The organism is Wenzhouxiangella sp. 15190 (genome assembly GCF_003417465.1).
Classification (GTDB): Bacteria; Pseudomonadota; Gammaproteobacteria; order Xanthomonadales; family Wenzhouxiangellaceae; genus Wenzhouxiangella.
Genome location: NZ_QVMV01000006.1, coordinates 1 through 15,332, shown reverse-complemented (window position 1 = coordinate 15,332; position 15,332 = coordinate 1). Strand labels below are relative to the sequence as shown.

Here is a 15,332-nt window from a genome sequence, read left to right as displayed (position 1 = left end):
CACCGATGCAATTTCGCCTGAAAGCCGCCTCCGGGTCGATTACCGGACAGAACTTTCCGCTCGTCGAAGACACCGCCATCGGCTCGGCGAAGGACGCCGATATCAGCCTGGACGGCCTGATGGAGCGCCACGCCCGGATCGTCTACGACGGCGAGACCCTGATGCTGGAACCGGCCGGGAAAGCCTGGGTCAACGGCGAGCCGGCACAGCGCCGGCCACTGAAGTCCGGCGACGAGATCCGCCTGGGCGAATACCGCTTCGTGCTGCAGGCACCGGGCTTGCGTCCCCCCAGCGTTCTCAAGGAAGCCGAACCCCGCAAGAGCCGGGCGTGGTTGTGGATTTCGCTGGGCGTGATAGCCGCCGGCAGCATTGCGGCCGCGGCGTATATCTATTGGCCCTCGTTGATGGGGTAACGACGACCTGTATCGAAGACACCGTAGGTCGGGGTCACATCCCCGACGGACGACATTTCGTCCACCCACACTCGGCGCTCATGTGTTTCCCACTTTCGACCCACGAACACGCATAGCGCCCCAGTGGGGGTATACAGGCCTCGTCCGTCGGGGATGTGATCCCGACCTACGGTGCCCATCAGCCCGAGTCGTAGTCGACCAGCTCCCGCAGTACCGACGTCGCGTAGCTGCCAGTGCCCAGCGAGAAGGCAAGCTTCAGGGTTCGGTCGTCGAGGAAATCCCACTCAAGCTCACCGACGCGCATCCTCAACGGGCGGCGCTCCTGCTTCATACCGAACTTCGCCAGCCCCTCCACCAGTTCGTGGTGGGCGTCGAACATTCGGTTCTCGAGCTCGGCCGCCTCTCCGCCTGCCGGACTGTCACCCTGGCCGGATAGCGGGCCGGAAGGATGGATATCGAGCTCGGCGCAACGACGCACCTGCTCGGGATCATCCGCGTCGGCTTCAAAGAAGGAACGGCTGCCGTCGAGCATCGCCAGGTCGCCGTCGATCAACCGGTTCCAGTCGCCGCGGCGCAGGCGCTCGATCAGCACGTGGTTGAACACCAGGCTGCGCGCCGCTGAAAGATAGAAACCACGCTTGATCTTTGACGGCTTGCGGCGCAGTTCCCCACGAAAAAGCGCCCTGGCCCGGGCAATATTGTTGCCGCCGAAACGCTGTTCACCGAAACCGTTGGGAACACCGTGATCTCGCGCAGCGATCAGCCGCTGCTCGAGCGCCGCCCGGTCGCCGTCCACGTCCCGCACGATGAGTTCGAAGCGATTGCCGCGCAGGCGCCCGCGCTTGATCTTGCGAGAACTGCGCGAGGCCGACTCGATGGTGACGCCGTGAATCGACCACGCGCTCCAGTCCGGCGAGTCCGTCCCCGGAAGATGGATGGAGAAGTACTGCCGGGTAACCGCATTACGATCCTTGAGGCCGGCAAAACCGACCTGACGGATATGCACGCCGGCGGCACGCGCCAGGTCGGCGGCCACATCCACGGTATTGCGCTCGCGCTTGATCACCCACAGCCAGAGATGCTCGCCCTCGCCGTCCGGCTGGTGTCCAAGCTCCTCGCTGACCACGAAATCCTCGGGTTCGACCCGGATTTGCCCGGTGGCGAGCGGCCCGCCCCAGGCAAACCCGGGTTGGGGACTGTCTTCCTCGCTCACTCCTGCTCCTCGACGCGATAGACCACCAGGTTATAGGGCTTGTCGCGTTCCCTGCCTTCGTAATGGGCACCGATGTAGTAGGCCTTGCCGGCCTCGACCACGACCTCGATCTCGTTCATGCCTTCCTGCGTGCGAACGCGCCCGCGCATGGCGCTGAGACCGGGCGGGTTACGGACCAGGGCGGAAACGGTAAACGTATACTTGCCCGGCTTGAGCCACATCACCTCGCGCGGACTGATGTTCTGGCCGTCAATCTCGACGACCCTGACCGGGTAGATATTATTTGCCGGCCGTCCCGGCGTGCCGACAACCATCCCCGATTCGGGACCGGGTTGCGTAAAGGGCGAGTCCGCCAGTGCGGGCAATGCCGAGAGCGCGATCAAGCACCCTGCCAGAATGAGAATTAATCTGCGTTCCTTCATAACGATCTCCTCGTTGAGCCGTAGCATTGAGTGTGCCCTTACAATGAGCCTGCGCCGACTCACATGCCATGGATCCACCCTGCAATTACCCTGAAATTTTCCTGAAATCCGAAGAAGATCCGAAAATTCAATGAATTGACTAGTCGCTGCTCAGTTGCCGACGAATCTCAGGCCAGGCTTTCGCCAGTTCATCGGCCATAGCGGCTGCCACTGCGCGAACTTCCGGCTTTTCATCCGCCCCGCTTCCGGCTGTCGTCGACCAGATCACTCGTCCGGGGGGTACATCCAGCAAGCGCAGCTCTGCACGCCATTCACCTCCTTCCCGGCCGGACACGGATCCCTCGATCAGCAGATCGACGCCAAGATCGTCGGCCACGGCCGAGACGACATCATTCCGGTCAAGATAGGGCCGCAAGCTGGTGCGCCCGAGCATCTGGAGGCCTTTGGTCGGCCGGGTCAACAACTCGGCCAGAAGTGTATCCGCAATCAGCAGCCCGACATGATCTGGAAGATCGGCCGGCTTTTCATAGTCATCGAAAGGCAGAATGGCGAGGCTGAACACGGCCGGCTGATGTACGTCCGAGCTATCGCGCGCCAGCCAGACGCCGTAACCGGTACCGACGAGCACTGGAAGCAACGCGGCAAGCAGCATGGCCAGCCGCCATCGCCGCGCGTTCTGCCGCCCACCGGCGTGTTGGTCAATCTCGGCATTGAGTCGATAGCCCCGGCGCGGCACGGTCTCGATGAGGTCCCCTGGCCCGGCGACGGAGCGGATAGCCTGGCGCAGCTCGCGTAGCAGTGCTGCCAGCCCCGACTCGAAATCGACCACGGTCTCGTCACCCCAGATGACCTCGAACAAACGCTCGCGTGGCACGACCTCGCCGGCGTTGTCGAGCAGGTGCTGGAGCAAGCGTGCGGCCTGGGGCCGCAGATTGGTTTCGAGTTCTTCGCGTTCGTGGCGGAGCCGACCGTCCTCGGCCGTAAAGATCAGCTTGGCAAAACGATAAGTCTGCATCCGGCTTTGAGTTCTAGCTCTCGGGCTCGGCATCTTCCGGATCGACGATCAGGAAGAAATCCTCCCCTTCGCGGATCAGGCCCAACTCGGAGCGGGCGCGCTCCTCGATGGCATCCAGGCCCGCACGCAGGTCCTCCACCTCGGCCGCCAGGGCCTCGTTACGCTTTTCGAGTTCCTCGTTCTCGGACTGCTGCTGTTCGACCAGCTCGTGCAGGGTCTGCACTTCACTGTACTGCCGCCAAAGCTGCACCTGCAGCAAGACGAGAATCACCAGCAGAACGATCAGGATGACGCGCATGTGGCACCTTCGGAACCCAGCATCAAATCGATGATGCGCCGATAGAGCCCGGGCAGCAAGACCAGGTCTTCCACGGTAATGCGCTCATCGACCTGGTGGATGGTGGTATTGACCGGGCCGAGTTCGACGACCGGAATCCCGAGCGGACCGAAGAAGCGTCCGTCGGAAGTGCCGCCGCCGGTATCCGGCTGCGTCTCGATACCCAGCAGTTCACCGCAGGCAGCTTGAACCGCCTCGGGCAACGGCCCGGTTGCCGGCCCGAATGGCTCTCCGGACACGCGCCAATCCAGTTCACAGCGTCCCGGGTCGAAGCGCTCGACGAGATTTCGCAAGCGCTTTTGCAGTGCATCCGACCCGCTGTTCGGGTTGTTGCGCAGATTGAACCAGATTTCGAGTTCTCCAGGCGTGACGTTGTCCGCACCGGTGCCGGCACGTACATTCGAAATCTGCAGCCTTGTCGCTGGAAAAAATTCGTCGCCGTCATCGAAGTCCAGCCGGCCCAGCTCGGCCAGCAACGGTCCGGCGCGGTGAACCGGATTCTCCGCGGGATCGGCGTAGGCGGTGTGTCCCTGCGTACCGTAAACCCGCAGCCGCCCCTGGATCGACCCCCGCCGCCCGATTCGAATTACATCGCCCAGTCGATCGCGACTGGATGGTTCGCCCACCAGGCAGGCATCCGGCATCAGGCCGCGTTCTTCGAGCCGCGGCACCACGGCACGAACGCCGTGACGCGCCGGACCTTCTTCATCCGATGTCAGCAAGACGGAGATGGTTCCAGCATGGTCCGGAACGTCTGCGAGGAACCGTTCGAGCGCCACCACGAAAGCGGCCACGGAAGACTTCATGTCCGCCGCACCCCGACCGTAGAGCATACCGTCGCGAACTTCGGGTTCGAACGGCGGTGAAGTCCAGTTCGCCTCGGGGCCGGGCGGCACGACATCGGTGTGACCGACCAGCATCAAATGCGGCGAGCCGCTGCCGTGATACGCCAGCAGGTTGCGCACGCTTTCGACATCGAACGACTCGACCGTCATCCCCGCCCGCTCGAGCCGTTCGGCGATCAACGGCTGGCAGCCGGCGTCCTCGGGCGTGACCGACTCGCGCGCGATCAGCTCGCGGGCCAGGTCCAGCACGGCATCGCGTTCGGCTTGGGAGGGAGCAGTCGCCATGGGGGTGAAGCTTACAGTATTGACCGACATTCGTCGGAAGCACCAAATCCGAAATCTCAAATCCGAAACAAATTCGAAATCTCAATGTTCGAATGACCCAAACACCTGCGAGCGGTGCATTGAGTTCCCTGTAGCGGCCCGGAAAATGATTGATAATTGAACCTCTGCCGACCACTCGAGTTCTCGCATGTTCCACAATTTGCGCCAACGACGCTGGCAGCGCAAGGTCGATGCGGCCATGCCGTCGCGCGAAGACATTGCGGCGGTGATTGACCACTTCCCGGCTCTGGCGGCGATCGAGGGTGACTCCGTCGAGCGCCTGCTTCATCGGGCTGCGGAAATTCTGGCCGGCAAGACGTTTCTGGGCGCCGGGGGCATGGAACCGGAACACCTCGACTGCCTGGCCATCGCCATGCTCGCCGCCCGGCCGATCCTCGATCTGGGCATCGACGCCTACGGCGACTTCCACACCTTCATCCTCTATCCCGATGAGTTCATCGCCGAGGAAGAAATCGAGGACGAAGCCGGCGTGGTCAGCCACGGCCGCGACCTGCGTGCCGGCGAGGCCTGGGCGCGCGGGCCGGTCGTGTTGTCGATGGCCGACGTGATGGACTCCGCCCAGGGCCAGGGCTTCGACGTGGTCGTCCACGAACTCGCCCACCAGATCGACCAGAGAAACGGCGACATGGACGGCTTCCCGCCCCTGCATCGCTCGATGGACCCGGCCGATTGGACGAGCACTTTCTCCGACGCCTTCAAGCGACTCAACGACACGCTCGACCTCGATGAAGAACCCGCTATAGACCCCTACGCGGCCGAGTCACCCGCCGAGTATTTCGCCGTTACCAGCGAGTATTTCTTCGATGCCCCCGATTGGCTGGAGCAACATGAGCCGGGGGTTTTCAGGCTTCTGTTGGCGTTTTACAGGGGCAGGGACGTATGAGCTATCACCCAACTTGTAAAATTCCAAAGCTCAAGCACCAAATCTCAAACAAATTCGAAATTCCAATGTTCGAATGATCCAAACAACAACCGGCGGCCTATTGAAGCCCGACTCGATTGGCATTACATCGCCCTCGGCCAACCACCTGGATCATGGTGCGTTTCGGTCATTCGAATTTCGAATTTGTTTCGAATTTGGTGCTTCGGATTTCGTGCTTTACCCCAATCACCTCCACCCTCACCGAAGCCACTCCCCGCCAGGCGCCATGGCGGCTTGTCGAGGTCACTCCTTCCCCGGTCCCCAAAGCATCCTGTCCAGCGCCCGTTCCGGGCTGAAGCGATCGAGGTCGATCTTGTCGTCCTCGAATTCCACGCCCTCTTCTTCCAGTCGCCGGCGTTGTTCAGCACCCTTGGAGCTACCTTCGGGGAAACTGATCTTGCCCTGGGCGTTGACGACGCGGTGCCAGGGCAGCGCCATCTTCTTCGGGGCACGGCCGATCGCCATGCCGACCAGGCGCGCCCGACCCGGCAGTCCGGCCAGGCGGGCAACCGACCCATAGTTGAGCACGCAGCCCCGGGGAATGCCGGCCACCACGTCCCAGATGCGCTGGTAACGGTCGGCATCGGAGACCGGATCAGTCTTCTTGTTGGTCTGGCTGTTCATCGGTTCGCTCACGAACGATCCCCAGGGTATGGGAGACGATGCCGTTGAGGATATTGAGCTCGTTCTCGTCCGGCCGGGCGCGCAGGTAGAGGCGGCGCAGGCGCTGCATCAGGCGTTTTGGCTGGCGCGGATTCAGGAAACGGATGGCCAGAAGCGCTTCCTCGAGCCGGTTGAAGAAGAACTCCAGGCGCTCGGGCTCCACCGGCTCCCAGTCCGGTGGCAGCGTCTCACCGGGACCGCCACCGAGCGCGGCCAGATGCATCTCGTAGGCCAGAATCTGGACCGCCTGGGCCAGGTTGAGCGAGGAGTACTGTTCGCTGGTCGGGATATTGACCAGCCAGTGGCAGTGGCGCACTTCCTCGTTGCTCAACCCGCTCTTCTCACGGCCGAAAACCATCGCCACGTCGTGCTTGCCGGCCTCGACTACTGCCTTCTCCGCGGCTGTTCGCGGGTCGAACAGCGGCTGCGGCAGGGAACGCAGACGCGCCGTGGTGCCGAGCACCAGCGGGCAGCCGGCGATGGCCTCCATGAAATCGTCGACGACGACCGCATTGGCCAGGATGTCGTCGGCGCTGGACGCCATGGCGGTCGCCTCGCCAGAGGGAAACTTCGCCGGCGAGACCAGGTAGAGGCGCTCCAGCCCCATTACCTTCATCGCCCGCGCCGTCGCGCCGATGTTGCCCGGGTGCGTCGTACCGACCAGCACGACCCGAATATTGCTCGCTGGATTCGTCATGCGGGCGATTTTACCCCGATAATCCTTTATCCTTACGGGTTTGGCACTTCAGTCAGCGCCCGCAATGTCCAACCCCCATCTCAACATCGCCGTCGAGGCCGCGCGCCGCGCCGGTGATATCGCCCTTCGCTACCGCTCTCGCCTGGAAGGCATCCCGGTCGAGCGAAAGGCCCGGCACGATTACGTCAGCGACGTCGACCGCGGCTGCGAACAGGCCATCCGCGAGCACATCCTCAAACACCACCGGGACCACGCCATCCTCGGCGAGGAAGGCGGGCAGACCGGGGACAGCGACCACGTGTGGATCGTCGATCCCATCGACGGCACCAGTAACTACCTTCGGGGAATCCCGCATTTCGCCATTTCCATCGCCCTGCAGGTCAGGGGCCGCATCGAGGCCGGCGTGGTCTACGATCCGATGCGCGAGGAGATGTTTACCGCCAGCCGCGGCCAGGGTGCCTTCCTCAACAGCCAGCGCATGCGTGTGTCCGGCCGGAAGGAGCTGGCCACTGCGGTCGTCGCTACGGCATTTCCGTTCCGTCAGCGCCGGCTGATGGAGGCCTACCAGGGCATGTTCGACGCCATGTTCGACAAGGTGGAGGATTTCCGGCGCGCCGGCACGGCCTCGCTCGACCTGGCCTACGTCGCCTGCGGACGCCTGGACGGCTACTGGGAACTCAACCTCAAGCCCTGGGACATTGCCGCGGGCGCCCTGCTCGTCCAGGAAGCCGGCGGCGTCGTCATGGACGTCACCGGCGGCGACCAGTGGCTGCAGTCCGGCCACATCCTGGCCGCCCCCTTCAAGCTGATCACCCCGATGCGCGCGGCCATCGAACCGCACGTCACCGAGGGCATCAAGGCCCGCGTCAAGAAGCAGGCTGCAACTGAAGACTGACTCGATCAGAAGCTCGCCGTCAGGGCTTCCTGCGGTCCCGCCGAATGTTGCTCAGCGACCCAAGTTCGATTTCTTTGTGCGCGGAAAGTCCAATAATAAGTTCATCGTTGATCGACCAAGGCGTATGGCAGTTCAGACGGACTCCCCGGCAGCATGCCCCGATGCCCAGGCCCACTGGAAATTGTGGCCGCCGAGATGGCCGGTCACATCCACAACCTCTCCGATAAAGTACACGCCCGGCTGCTCCCGGCATGCCATCGTCTTGGATGAGAGCGCAGCGGTATCGACGCCGCCGATCGTGACCTCGGCCGTACGGTAGCCCTCGGTTCCGGCAGGCCACACAGACCACGGCTGGAGCCTCCGTACGGCCTGTTCGATCTCCGCATCGGAAACTTCGGCCATTGGCTTGTCCTTCAGCCACAGTTCACACCATCGCTCCGCGATGCGACGAGGGAGGAGATCGGCCAGCGCATTCTTGAAACTCGACCGCGGGTGTTTGCCGCGCCATTCTCGAAGATGCGCTTCAAGATCGGTATCCGGAAGCAAGTCAATCGTCACCGGCTCGCCGGGATGCCAATAGGACGAGGTCTGCAGCATGGCCGGGCCGCTAAGACCCCGGTGGGTGAACAGGATGTTTTCCCGGAACCCCGTCCCGCCGGCCTCGCTGTAGGTTTCGATGGAAATACCGGCCAGGCCCTGAATCTGCTCGAGCTTGCGGCCCTCGAAGACGAAGGGTACCAGTGCCGCGCGCGTCGGCTGGATATTCAGGCCCAGTTGGCGTGCGAAGTCGAAACCGAAACCGCTCGCGCCCATGCGCGGAATGGAGTAGCCGCCGGTCGCAATCACCAACGATTCACAGCGAATCGGTCCGTTCGGGCCGGTCAGTTCATGCGGCGGCCCGAGTTGTTCGACCGTGACCGGCGAGTGTGTTCTCACCTCCACCCCCGCGGCTTCGCACTCGTCCAGAAGCAAGCGCACGATATCCTTCGAGGAACGGTCGCAGAACAGCTGACCCAGCTTCTTCTCGTGATATGGCACACCATGAGCCTCCACCAGGGCGATGAAGTCCCAGGGCGTGTAGCGGCTGAGCGCCGACTTGCAGAAATGGGGGTTGGCCGAAAGGAAATTGTCGGGCGAGGAATACATGTTGGTGAAGTTGCAGCGCCCACCCCCGGACATCAGTATCTTCTTGCCGATCTTGTTGGCGTGGTCCACCACCAGCACCGAACGGCCGCGCCGAGCGGCCGTGATCGCGCACATCAGGCCGGCCGCGCCGGCGCCGATGATGACAACGTCCGCGTGTTCGAATCGTTCGGAAGAAACCGCCATCGCGGCAGTCTACTGCACTGCCGTCATCAGCCCGTGGCGAACAGCCGCACCGGCTTGAGATGCCCCATGCCGTCCATCTCGCCGACGCCGAGAAAGATTTCGGGACCGTAGATGCGAACCAGCCCGGAATGCGCCGCCTTCAAACCCGCCAGGCGCTGGCCGTGGCGGATCCGGTGGGCTTGCTGATCGTCCAGCTCGAGGGCCGGGAGATGCTCGAGGGCGCGATCCGGCGGCACCAACAGGACTCGTGCCTGCTCGGGAGCGAGGGATTCCAGTGCCGTCAATCCCACCGCGTCCGCAATGTCGAAGGGTGCGCTGGCGGTCCGGCGGAGTCCGGCCAGATGTGCGCCGCAGCCGAGTGCCTCGCCGATGTCGCGGGCCAGTGAACGGATATAGGTGCCCTTGGAACAACTCACCCGCAGGCACAGGGTTTCTTCGTCGCGGCGGGTCAGCTCGAGCGAGTGAATGACGACCGAACGCGGCGGCCGCTCCACGGATTCACCCTTGCGGGCCAGTTCATAGAGCCGTTTCCCCTTGTGCTTGAGGGCCGAATGCATGGGCGGGATCTGCTCGATCGGGCCCCGGAAACGCTTGAGCGCGGCTTCGATCTGCGCCTCTTCGAACACGGGCACGGACTTGCGATCGAGCACTTTGCCCTCGGCATCCTCGCTGTCGGTGGTCACACCCAGCCGGACTTCGGCTTCGTAGGTCTTGTCGGCATCAAGCAGAAAGGCGGCGACCTTGGTGGCCTGGCCGAAACAAAGTACCAGCAGGCCGGAAGCCATCGGATCGAGTGTGCCAGCATGCCCGGCCTTCTTGATCCCGATAGTGCGCTTGGCCCGGCCGAGTGCAGCGTTTGAGGTAATGCCGGGAGGTTTGTCGAGGAGGAGGATGCCGTCGGTCATTGGGGTAAGGGAAGAAAATAGAGAAAAGAAAATAGAAAATAGAACTGGTGCGCGCTGGGGGCTATGCCCCGACCTTCCTACTATTTTCTATTTACTATTTTCTATTCACGATTTACTTCTTTTTCGCAGCCGCAAGCAACTTCTCGATGCGGTCGCCGGTTTCCGAGGAGGTATCGTGCAGGAACTTCAGTTCGGGCGTATGGCGCAGGCGGACTCGCTGGCTCAATTCGTGGCGAACCTGGCCGGCGTGCTCGTTCAGGAACCGGATGATTTCGGGTGCCTGCTCGATCTCGAGTACCGCGACGTAGACCTTGGCATGCGCGATGTCGCGCGCGACCTCGACGTCGGTGACGCTGATGAGGCCGCGCGGAATCTCGTATTCGAACTGGCTGTGGAGGATGTCGGCCAGTTCGCGCCGCAGAAGCCCGGCGACGCGTTCGGCTCGGCCCGTTCCCATCAGTCGTCCAGGGTTCGCTGCACTTCGATTCGCTCGAAGCACTCGATCTGGTCGCCCGGCTTGACGTCGTTGTACTGCTTGACGCCGATACCGCATTCGGTGCCGGCCTGCACTTCAGAGACGTCGTCCTTGAAGCGACGCAGCGACTCGAGCTCGCCTTCGAAGACCACCACGTTGTCACGCAGCACGCGAATCGGGTTGGCGCGTTTGACCACGCCCTCGACCACCAGGCAACCGGCGATCGCGCCCAGCTTTGAGGACCGGAACACATCCTTGACCTCGGCCAGACCGATGATCTCTTCCCTGGTGTCGGTACCGAGCAGGCCGGAGATGGCTTTCTTGACGTCGTCGATCGCGTTGTAGATGACACTGTAGTAATTCAGGTCGAGATCGGCTTCCTGGATGATCCTGCGCGCGGCAGCATCAGCGCGCACGTTGAAACCGATGATGATCGCATCCGAGGCCTGCGCCAGGCTCGCGTCGGACTCGGTGATCCCGCCTACGCCCGAGGCGATGACGTTGACCTTGACTTCTTCGTTGGACAAGCGGGTCAAAGCATCGCGTAGCGCCTCGACCGAACCCTGTACATCGGCCTTGATGACCAGGTTGACAGTTTGCTGCTCTTCGCTGTCTTCGCCCATCTGCTCGAACAGATTCTGCAGCTTGGCGGCCTGCTTCTCGGCCAGGCGGCCTTCCCGGGCAGACTGCTTGCGCTGTTCTGCGGCCTCGCGGGCCTTCTTTTCGTCGGCCACGGCCAATACGTCGTCGCCGGCGTTGGGTACGCCCGACAGACCCAGCACCTCGGCCGGAATGGACGGACCCGCTTCTTCGATGGCCTGGCCGGTTTCATCGAACATCGCACGCACGCGACCGAATTCCTCGCCGGCAAGAATCATGTCGCCGCGATGCAATGTGCCGTCCTGGACCAGGATGGTGGCAAGCGGGCCGCGGCCCTTGTCGAGCGAGGATTCCACCACCACGCCGCGGCAGCGGCGCTCGGGGTTGGCCTTGAGCTCGAGCACTTCGGACTGCAGGAGGATGGACTCGAGCAGGTTGTCGATGCCGTCGCCCGTAATGGCCGAAACCGGCACGAATATTTCCTCACCGCCCCAGTCCTCGGGCACGACTTCCTCGGCGGCCAACTCCGACTTGACGCGATCGGGATCGGCTTCGGGCTTGTCCATCTTGTTGACGGCCACGATCAGCGGCACGCCGGCGGCACGCGCATGCTGGATGGCTTCCTTTGTCTGCGGCATCACGCCGTCGTCGGCGGCCACCACCAGGATGACGATGTCGGTCGCATCGGCACCGCGGGCACGCATGGAAGTGAATGCCGCGTGGCCCGGGGTATCCAGGAAGGTCACCACACCGTTGTCGGTCTTCACGTGATAGGCGCCGATGTGCTGGGTGATACCACCCTGTTCACCGGAGGCCACCTTGGCACGACGGATGTAGTCGAGTAGCGACGTCTTGCCGTGGTCGACGTGGCCCATCACGGTAACCACCGGCGGACGGGGGACTTCTTCACCTTCGGCGGCGGCATCCTCTTCTGCGGCTGCCAGCTGCTGTTCGATGTCCTTCTCTTCGGCCCGCTTGGCCTCGTGACCCATTTCCTCGACCACGAGGATGGCGGTGTCCTGGTCCAGCGGCTGGTTGATGGTGACCATGGTGCCCATGTTCATCAGCACCTTGATCAGTTCACCGGCCTTGACGGCCATCAGCTTGGCCAGCTCACCGACGGTGATGGTCTCGGGCACTTCGATCTCGCGCTTGACCGGCGCGGTCGGCCGCTGGAAACCGTGCTCACCGCCGACGCTGCTGGCCACGCGGGCCGCCTTGGCGCCGCCCTTGCGCTTGGGCTTGCGGCGCTTGGATTTCGGCGCGATGTGCAGTTCTTCACGACCATAGCGCGTATTGGCGTCGGCCTTTTCGCCCTTGGTCTTGGAAGCCTTGCGTTCGGCTTCCTTCTGAGCGGCCTGGCGGGCAACCTTTTCTTCGACCTTCTTCAGCGCTTCGGCTTCGGCGCGCTGGCGATCCGCTTCCTTGCGCTGCTCTTCTTGCTCGGCCTCGCGCTTCTTGCGCTCCTCTTCGTCGAGGCGTGCCTGTTCCTCGGCTTCTTGCTGGCGACGTTCGGCCTCTTCGCGTTCGGCCCGTTCGGCTTCCTCGCGCTGGCGCTTGGCTTCTTCCAGCGCCTGGGCCGCGGCTTCGCGTTCCGGGTCGCTCTGTTCCTTTTCGGAAATCTCGCCACGCTTGACGTAGGTGCGACGCTTGCGCACTTCCACATTGACCGTGCGCGACGGCACGGCACCACGCGAACGGGTGCGACCGGCGCCGCCGGTGGGCACCTTCAACTCACTCACGCTCTTGCGCGTCAGTGTGACCTTGCGCGGCTGCGTCGTATCTTCCGATTCGGCCTTACCATGGCTCGAACGCAGATAGGTGAGCAACTTGATCTTGTCCTCATTGGTCACCGCGGCATCGGGTTCACTGACCTCGATTCCGGCTTCCTTGAGCTGGGTAATCAGGCGATCGACTTCGACGCCCAATACATCAGCAAGTTGTGAAACAGTGACCTGAGACATGTCTATTCCTCGAACCTCGTTTATTCCTCGGCAAACCAGTGCGCACGCGCGGCCATGATCAGCTCGGCGGCCAGCTCGGGATCGAGCTCCTCGATTTCCTCGAGTTCGTCGACCGCGCACTCGGCCAGATCGTCGCGCGTGCGAATGCCCTTCTCGGCCAGGCGGTAGGCGATGGTATCGGTCATGCCTTCCAGATCAAGCAGATCCTGCTCCGGCTTGTGCTCCTCGAGTTGTTCCTCGGAAGCGATCATTTGCGTCAACAGGGCATCGCGGGCACGCTGGCGCAGTTCGGCCACAATGTTCTCGTCGAACTCTTCGACCTCGAGCAGTTCGCTTTCCGGTACGTAGGCGACTTCCTCGATATTGGTAAAACCTTCCTGCACCAGGATGGTGGCAACCTCCTCGTCGACATCAAGCTTGATCTTGAACATCTCGAGGAGCGTGGTGGCTTCCGATTCGCTTTTCTGCTCGGCTTCCTCGATGGTCATGACATTGAGGTTCCAGCCGGTCAACTCGGAAGCGAGCCGCACGTTCTGCCCACCGCGGCCGATCGCCTGCGAGAGATTCTCTTCCTCGACGGCGATATCCATGCTGTTGGTGTCTTCATCGACCACGATCGAGTGGACTTCAGCCGGTGCCATGGCGTTGATCACGAACTGGGCCGGGTTCTCGTCCCACAGGATGATGTCGATGCGTTCACCGGCCAGCTCGTTCGAGACGGCCTGCACGCGCGAACCCCGCATGCCCACGCAGGCACCGATCGGGTCGGTACGCTCATCGAGCGCGTTGACGGAGATCTTGGCTCGGCGCCCCGGATCGCGGGCCGCACCCTTGAGCTCGATCAGATCCTGGCCGATTTCGGGCACCTCGAGCTTGAACAACTCGATGAGAAATTCGTTCATGGTGCGGCTGACGAACAGCTGCGGTCCGCGCACTTCCGGACGCACCTCGTAGAGATAGCCGCGTACGCGATCGTTGATGCGCGCCGTTTCCCCGGGAATCGTGTGGCGTGAAGGAATGAAGGCCTCGGCATTCTCGCCCAGATCGAGCATAATGCCGCCTTTTTCCATGCGCTTGATCTGGCCACTGACCAGTTCGCCGACACGCTCTTCGAAGGCTTCGACCACCTGGGCCCGCTCGGCCTGGCGCACGCGCTGAACGATGACCTGCTTGGCGGCCTGTGCGGCAATGCGCCCGAACTCCGGCGGCTCCATCGGCTCTTCGATGTAGTCGCCAACTTCCAGGTCGGGGTCGTGCTTGTGCGCGTCGGCCAGGCGAATCTGACGGTCTTCGGACTCCAGCTCGGCCTCCTCCTCGTCGTCGGAGATCACCTCCCACCGGCGAAAAGCCTCGTAATCGCCGGTGCTGCGATCGATCGCAACGCGCACCTCGATGTCTTCGGGGTGGCGTCGGCGCGCAGCCGATGCCAACGCGGCCTCGATGGCCTCGAAGATCGTCTCGCGCTGCAGGCCCTTCTCGTTGGAGACGGCCTCGACTACCTGCAGAATTTCCTTGCCCTTACTCATGATTGCCAAGTTCCGCAAATAAGAATCCGTTTCAATGTCGCTTCTGCGCCAACAGCGCATCCACGTCCGGCGCCAGGTTGGCGCGCTGAATGTCGGCAATGGTCAGCGTGTACTGCTCACCGTCCACATCCATAATCACTTGTTCGTCGTCGGCACCGATGATCAGGCCCTTGAACTTGCGGCGCCCGTCCATCGGCACGGCCAACATCACCTTCGCAACTTCGCCGACAAAGCGGGCGAAATGCGCGCCGGTGAACAGCGGCCGCTCGATACCCGGGGAAGAGACTTCCAGCGTGTACTGACCGCTGACCGGGTCTTCGACATCCAGCAGGGCCGACACTTCGTGGCTGACTCGTTCGCAATCGTCGACCCCGATGCCGACTTCCGGCCGGTCGATATAGAGCCGGATCAGCCGATTCTTGGGGTTGGACTGGTACTCGATGCCGACGAACTCGTAACCGAGATCCTCGACCAGCGGCGCCAGCAACGTTTCCAGCTTGTCGCTAACAGCCACGATGTTCTCTCCGGCCCGTAACGAAAAAAGCCCCTTAAACCAGGGGCTTTTTTCATCTCCAAAAACCTGGTAGCGGGGGCAGGATTCGAACCTGCGACCTTCGGGTTATGAGCCCGACGAGCTGCCAGACTGCTCCACCCCGCAATCGAATTCACAATTATATGGTCGACTCCCATTCTTTGCAAGCCCGAGCCTTGTCCAATGACACATGAGCCTGAACGGGGACCGCGTTTCCAACGAGAAGTGAGCCTG

16 protein-coding genes and 1 tRNA gene are annotated in these 15,332 nt (G+C 62.7%); 3 read left to right on the top strand and 14 right to left on the bottom strand.

Annotated features, from left to right (window positions below; translation table 11 throughout):
• The first annotated feature begins 5 nt into the window (after positions 1-5).
• Complete coding sequence (locus DZK26_RS00945) at positions 6-413, top strand: FHA domain-containing protein (protein ID WP_116898023.1); 408 nt, start codon at positions 6-8, stop codon at positions 411-413.
• 178 nt (positions 414-591) lie between these two features.
• Here DZK26_RS00945 and truD read toward each other — a convergent pair whose 3' ends face one another.
• The 5 genes from truD to dapE form a co-directional block, all read right to left on the bottom strand.
• Positions 592-1,626, bottom strand: a complete 1,035-nt coding sequence (truD, locus tag DZK26_RS00940; protein ID WP_116898022.1) for a tRNA pseudouridine(13) synthase TruD — start codon at positions 1,624-1,626, stop codon at positions 592-594.
• Complete coding sequence (locus tag DZK26_RS00935; protein ID WP_147306646.1) at positions 1,623-2,048, bottom strand: hypothetical protein; 426 nt, start codon at positions 2,046-2,048, stop codon at positions 1,623-1,625. The genes truD and DZK26_RS00935 overlap by 4 nt, the downstream gene beginning before the upstream one ends.
• 139 nt (positions 2,049-2,187) lie before the next feature.
• The gene (locus DZK26_RS00930; RefSeq protein ID WP_181918367.1) at positions 2,188-3,063 is read right to left on the bottom strand and encodes a winged helix-turn-helix domain-containing protein; all 876 of its coding nucleotides are present in this window, start codon (positions 3,061-3,063) and stop codon (positions 2,188-2,190) included.
• Positions 3,064-3,076: 13 nt separating this feature from the next.
• Positions 3,077-3,361, bottom strand: coding sequence for a septum formation initiator family protein (locus tag DZK26_RS00925; protein WP_116898019.1), 285 nt, complete (start codon positions 3,359-3,361; stop codon positions 3,077-3,079).
• A complete protein-coding gene (gene dapE, locus DZK26_RS00920; protein WP_116898018.1) occupies positions 3,346-4,530 on the bottom strand; it encodes a succinyl-diaminopimelate desuccinylase in 1,185 nt (394 codons plus the stop codon). The genes DZK26_RS00925 and dapE overlap by 16 nt, the downstream gene beginning before the upstream one ends.
• A 187-nt stretch (positions 4,531-4,717) precedes the next feature.
• On the opposite strand from dapE, the gene DZK26_RS00915 reads away from it, so the two are divergent.
• The gene (locus DZK26_RS00915) at positions 4,718-5,473 is read left to right on the top strand and encodes a zinc-dependent peptidase (RefSeq protein WP_116898017.1); all 756 of its coding nucleotides are present in this window, start codon (positions 4,718-4,720) and stop codon (positions 5,471-5,473) included.
• A gap of 282 nt (positions 5,474-5,755) precedes the next feature.
• On the opposite strand, the gene DZK26_RS00910 is transcribed toward DZK26_RS00915, so the two are convergent.
• Positions 5,756-6,148 (bottom strand): MGMT family protein, encoded by a 393-nt coding sequence (locus DZK26_RS00910; RefSeq protein WP_258870855.1) that lies wholly within the window; start codon positions 6,146-6,148, stop codon positions 5,756-5,758.
• A complete protein-coding gene (locus DZK26_RS00905) occupies positions 6,108-6,872 on the bottom strand; it encodes an RNA methyltransferase (RefSeq protein WP_116898015.1) in 765 nt (254 codons plus the stop codon). The genes DZK26_RS00910 and DZK26_RS00905 overlap by 41 nt, the downstream gene beginning before the upstream one ends.
• A 64-nt stretch (positions 6,873-6,936) precedes the next feature.
• Here DZK26_RS00905 and DZK26_RS00900 point away from each other — a divergent pair, with 64 nt between their 5' ends.
• Positions 6,937-7,767 carry an inositol monophosphatase family protein gene (locus DZK26_RS00900; RefSeq protein ID WP_116898014.1) on the top strand — a complete coding sequence of 277 codons (831 nt, stop codon included), beginning with the start codon at positions 6,937-6,939 and terminating at the stop codon, positions 7,765-7,767.
• A gap of 132 nt (positions 7,768-7,899) precedes the next feature.
• On the opposite strand, the gene DZK26_RS00895 is transcribed toward DZK26_RS00900, so the two are convergent.
• The 7 genes from DZK26_RS00895 to DZK26_RS00865 form a co-directional block, all read right to left on the bottom strand.
• A complete protein-coding gene (locus tag DZK26_RS00895) occupies positions 7,900-9,096 on the bottom strand; it encodes an NAD(P)/FAD-dependent oxidoreductase (protein WP_116898013.1) in 1,197 nt (398 codons plus the stop codon).
• Between the two features lie 26 nt (positions 9,097-9,122).
• Positions 9,123-10,001, bottom strand: coding sequence for a tRNA pseudouridine(55) synthase TruB (truB, locus tag DZK26_RS00890; protein ID WP_116898012.1), 879 nt, complete (start codon positions 9,999-10,001; stop codon positions 9,123-9,125).
• Between the two features lie 112 nt (positions 10,002-10,113).
• Positions 10,114-10,458: a 30S ribosome-binding factor RbfA gene (gene rbfA, locus DZK26_RS00885; protein WP_181918366.1), complete on the bottom strand. Its 345-nt coding sequence runs from the start codon at positions 10,456-10,458 to the stop codon at positions 10,114-10,116.
• A complete protein-coding gene (gene infB, locus DZK26_RS00880) occupies positions 10,458-13,040 on the bottom strand; it encodes a translation initiation factor IF-2 (protein WP_116898010.1) in 2,583 nt (860 codons plus the stop codon). The genes rbfA and infB overlap by 1 nt, the downstream gene beginning before the upstream one ends.
• Positions 13,041-13,060: 20 nt before the next feature.
• A complete protein-coding gene (gene nusA / locus DZK26_RS00875) occupies positions 13,061-14,566 on the bottom strand; it encodes a transcription termination factor NusA (protein ID WP_116898009.1) in 1,506 nt (501 codons plus the stop codon).
• Positions 14,567-14,597: 31 nt separating this feature from the next.
• Positions 14,598-15,080 (bottom strand): ribosome maturation factor RimP, encoded by a 483-nt coding sequence (rimP, locus tag DZK26_RS00870; protein ID WP_220337116.1) that lies wholly within the window; start codon positions 15,078-15,080, stop codon positions 14,598-14,600.
• A gap of 67 nt (positions 15,081-15,147) precedes the next feature.
• Positions 15,148-15,224 (bottom strand) — tRNA-Met (locus DZK26_RS00865).
• Positions 15,225-15,332: the final 108 nt, after the last annotated feature.

Coding starts and splice junctions, on each gene's coding strand:
- DZK26_RS00945 (WP_116898023.1), top strand. CDS start 6: ATGCAATTTCGCCTGAAAGCCGCCTCCGGGTCGATTACCGGACAGAAC.
- DZK26_RS00935 (WP_147306646.1), bottom strand. CDS start 2,048: ATGAAGGAACGCAGATTAATTCTCATTCTGGCAGGGTGCTTGATCGCG.
- DZK26_RS00930 (WP_181918367.1), bottom strand. CDS start 3,063: ATGCAGACTTATCGTTTTGCCAAGCTGATCTTTACGGCCGAGGACGGT.
- DZK26_RS00925 (WP_116898019.1), bottom strand. CDS start 3,361: ATGCGCGTCATCCTGATCGTTCTGCTGGTGATTCTCGTCTTGCTGCAG.
- dapE (WP_116898018.1), bottom strand. CDS start 4,530: ATGGCGACTGCTCCCTCCCAAGCCGAACGCGATGCCGTGCTGGACCTG.
- DZK26_RS00915 (WP_116898017.1), top strand. CDS start 4,718: ATGTTCCACAATTTGCGCCAACGACGCTGGCAGCGCAAGGTCGATGCG.
- DZK26_RS00905 (WP_116898015.1), bottom strand. CDS start 6,872: ATGACGAATCCAGCGAGCAATATTCGGGTCGTGCTGGTCGGTACGACG.
- DZK26_RS00900 (WP_116898014.1), top strand. CDS start 6,937: ATGTCCAACCCCCATCTCAACATCGCCGTCGAGGCCGCGCGCCGCGCC.
- DZK26_RS00895 (WP_116898013.1), bottom strand. CDS start 9,096: ATGGCGGTTTCTTCCGAACGATTCGAACACGCGGACGTTGTCATCATC.
- truB (WP_116898012.1), bottom strand. CDS start 10,001: ATGACCGACGGCATCCTCCTCCTCGACAAACCTCCCGGCATTACCTCA.
- rbfA (WP_181918366.1), bottom strand. CDS start 10,458: ATGGGAACGGGCCGAGCCGAACGCGTCGCCGGGCTTCTGCGGCGCGAA.
- infB (WP_116898010.1), bottom strand. CDS start 13,040: ATGTCTCAGGTCACTGTTTCACAACTTGCTGATGTATTGGGCGTCGAA.
- nusA (WP_116898009.1), bottom strand. CDS start 14,566: ATGAGTAAGGGCAAGGAAATTCTGCAGGTAGTCGAGGCCGTCTCCAAC.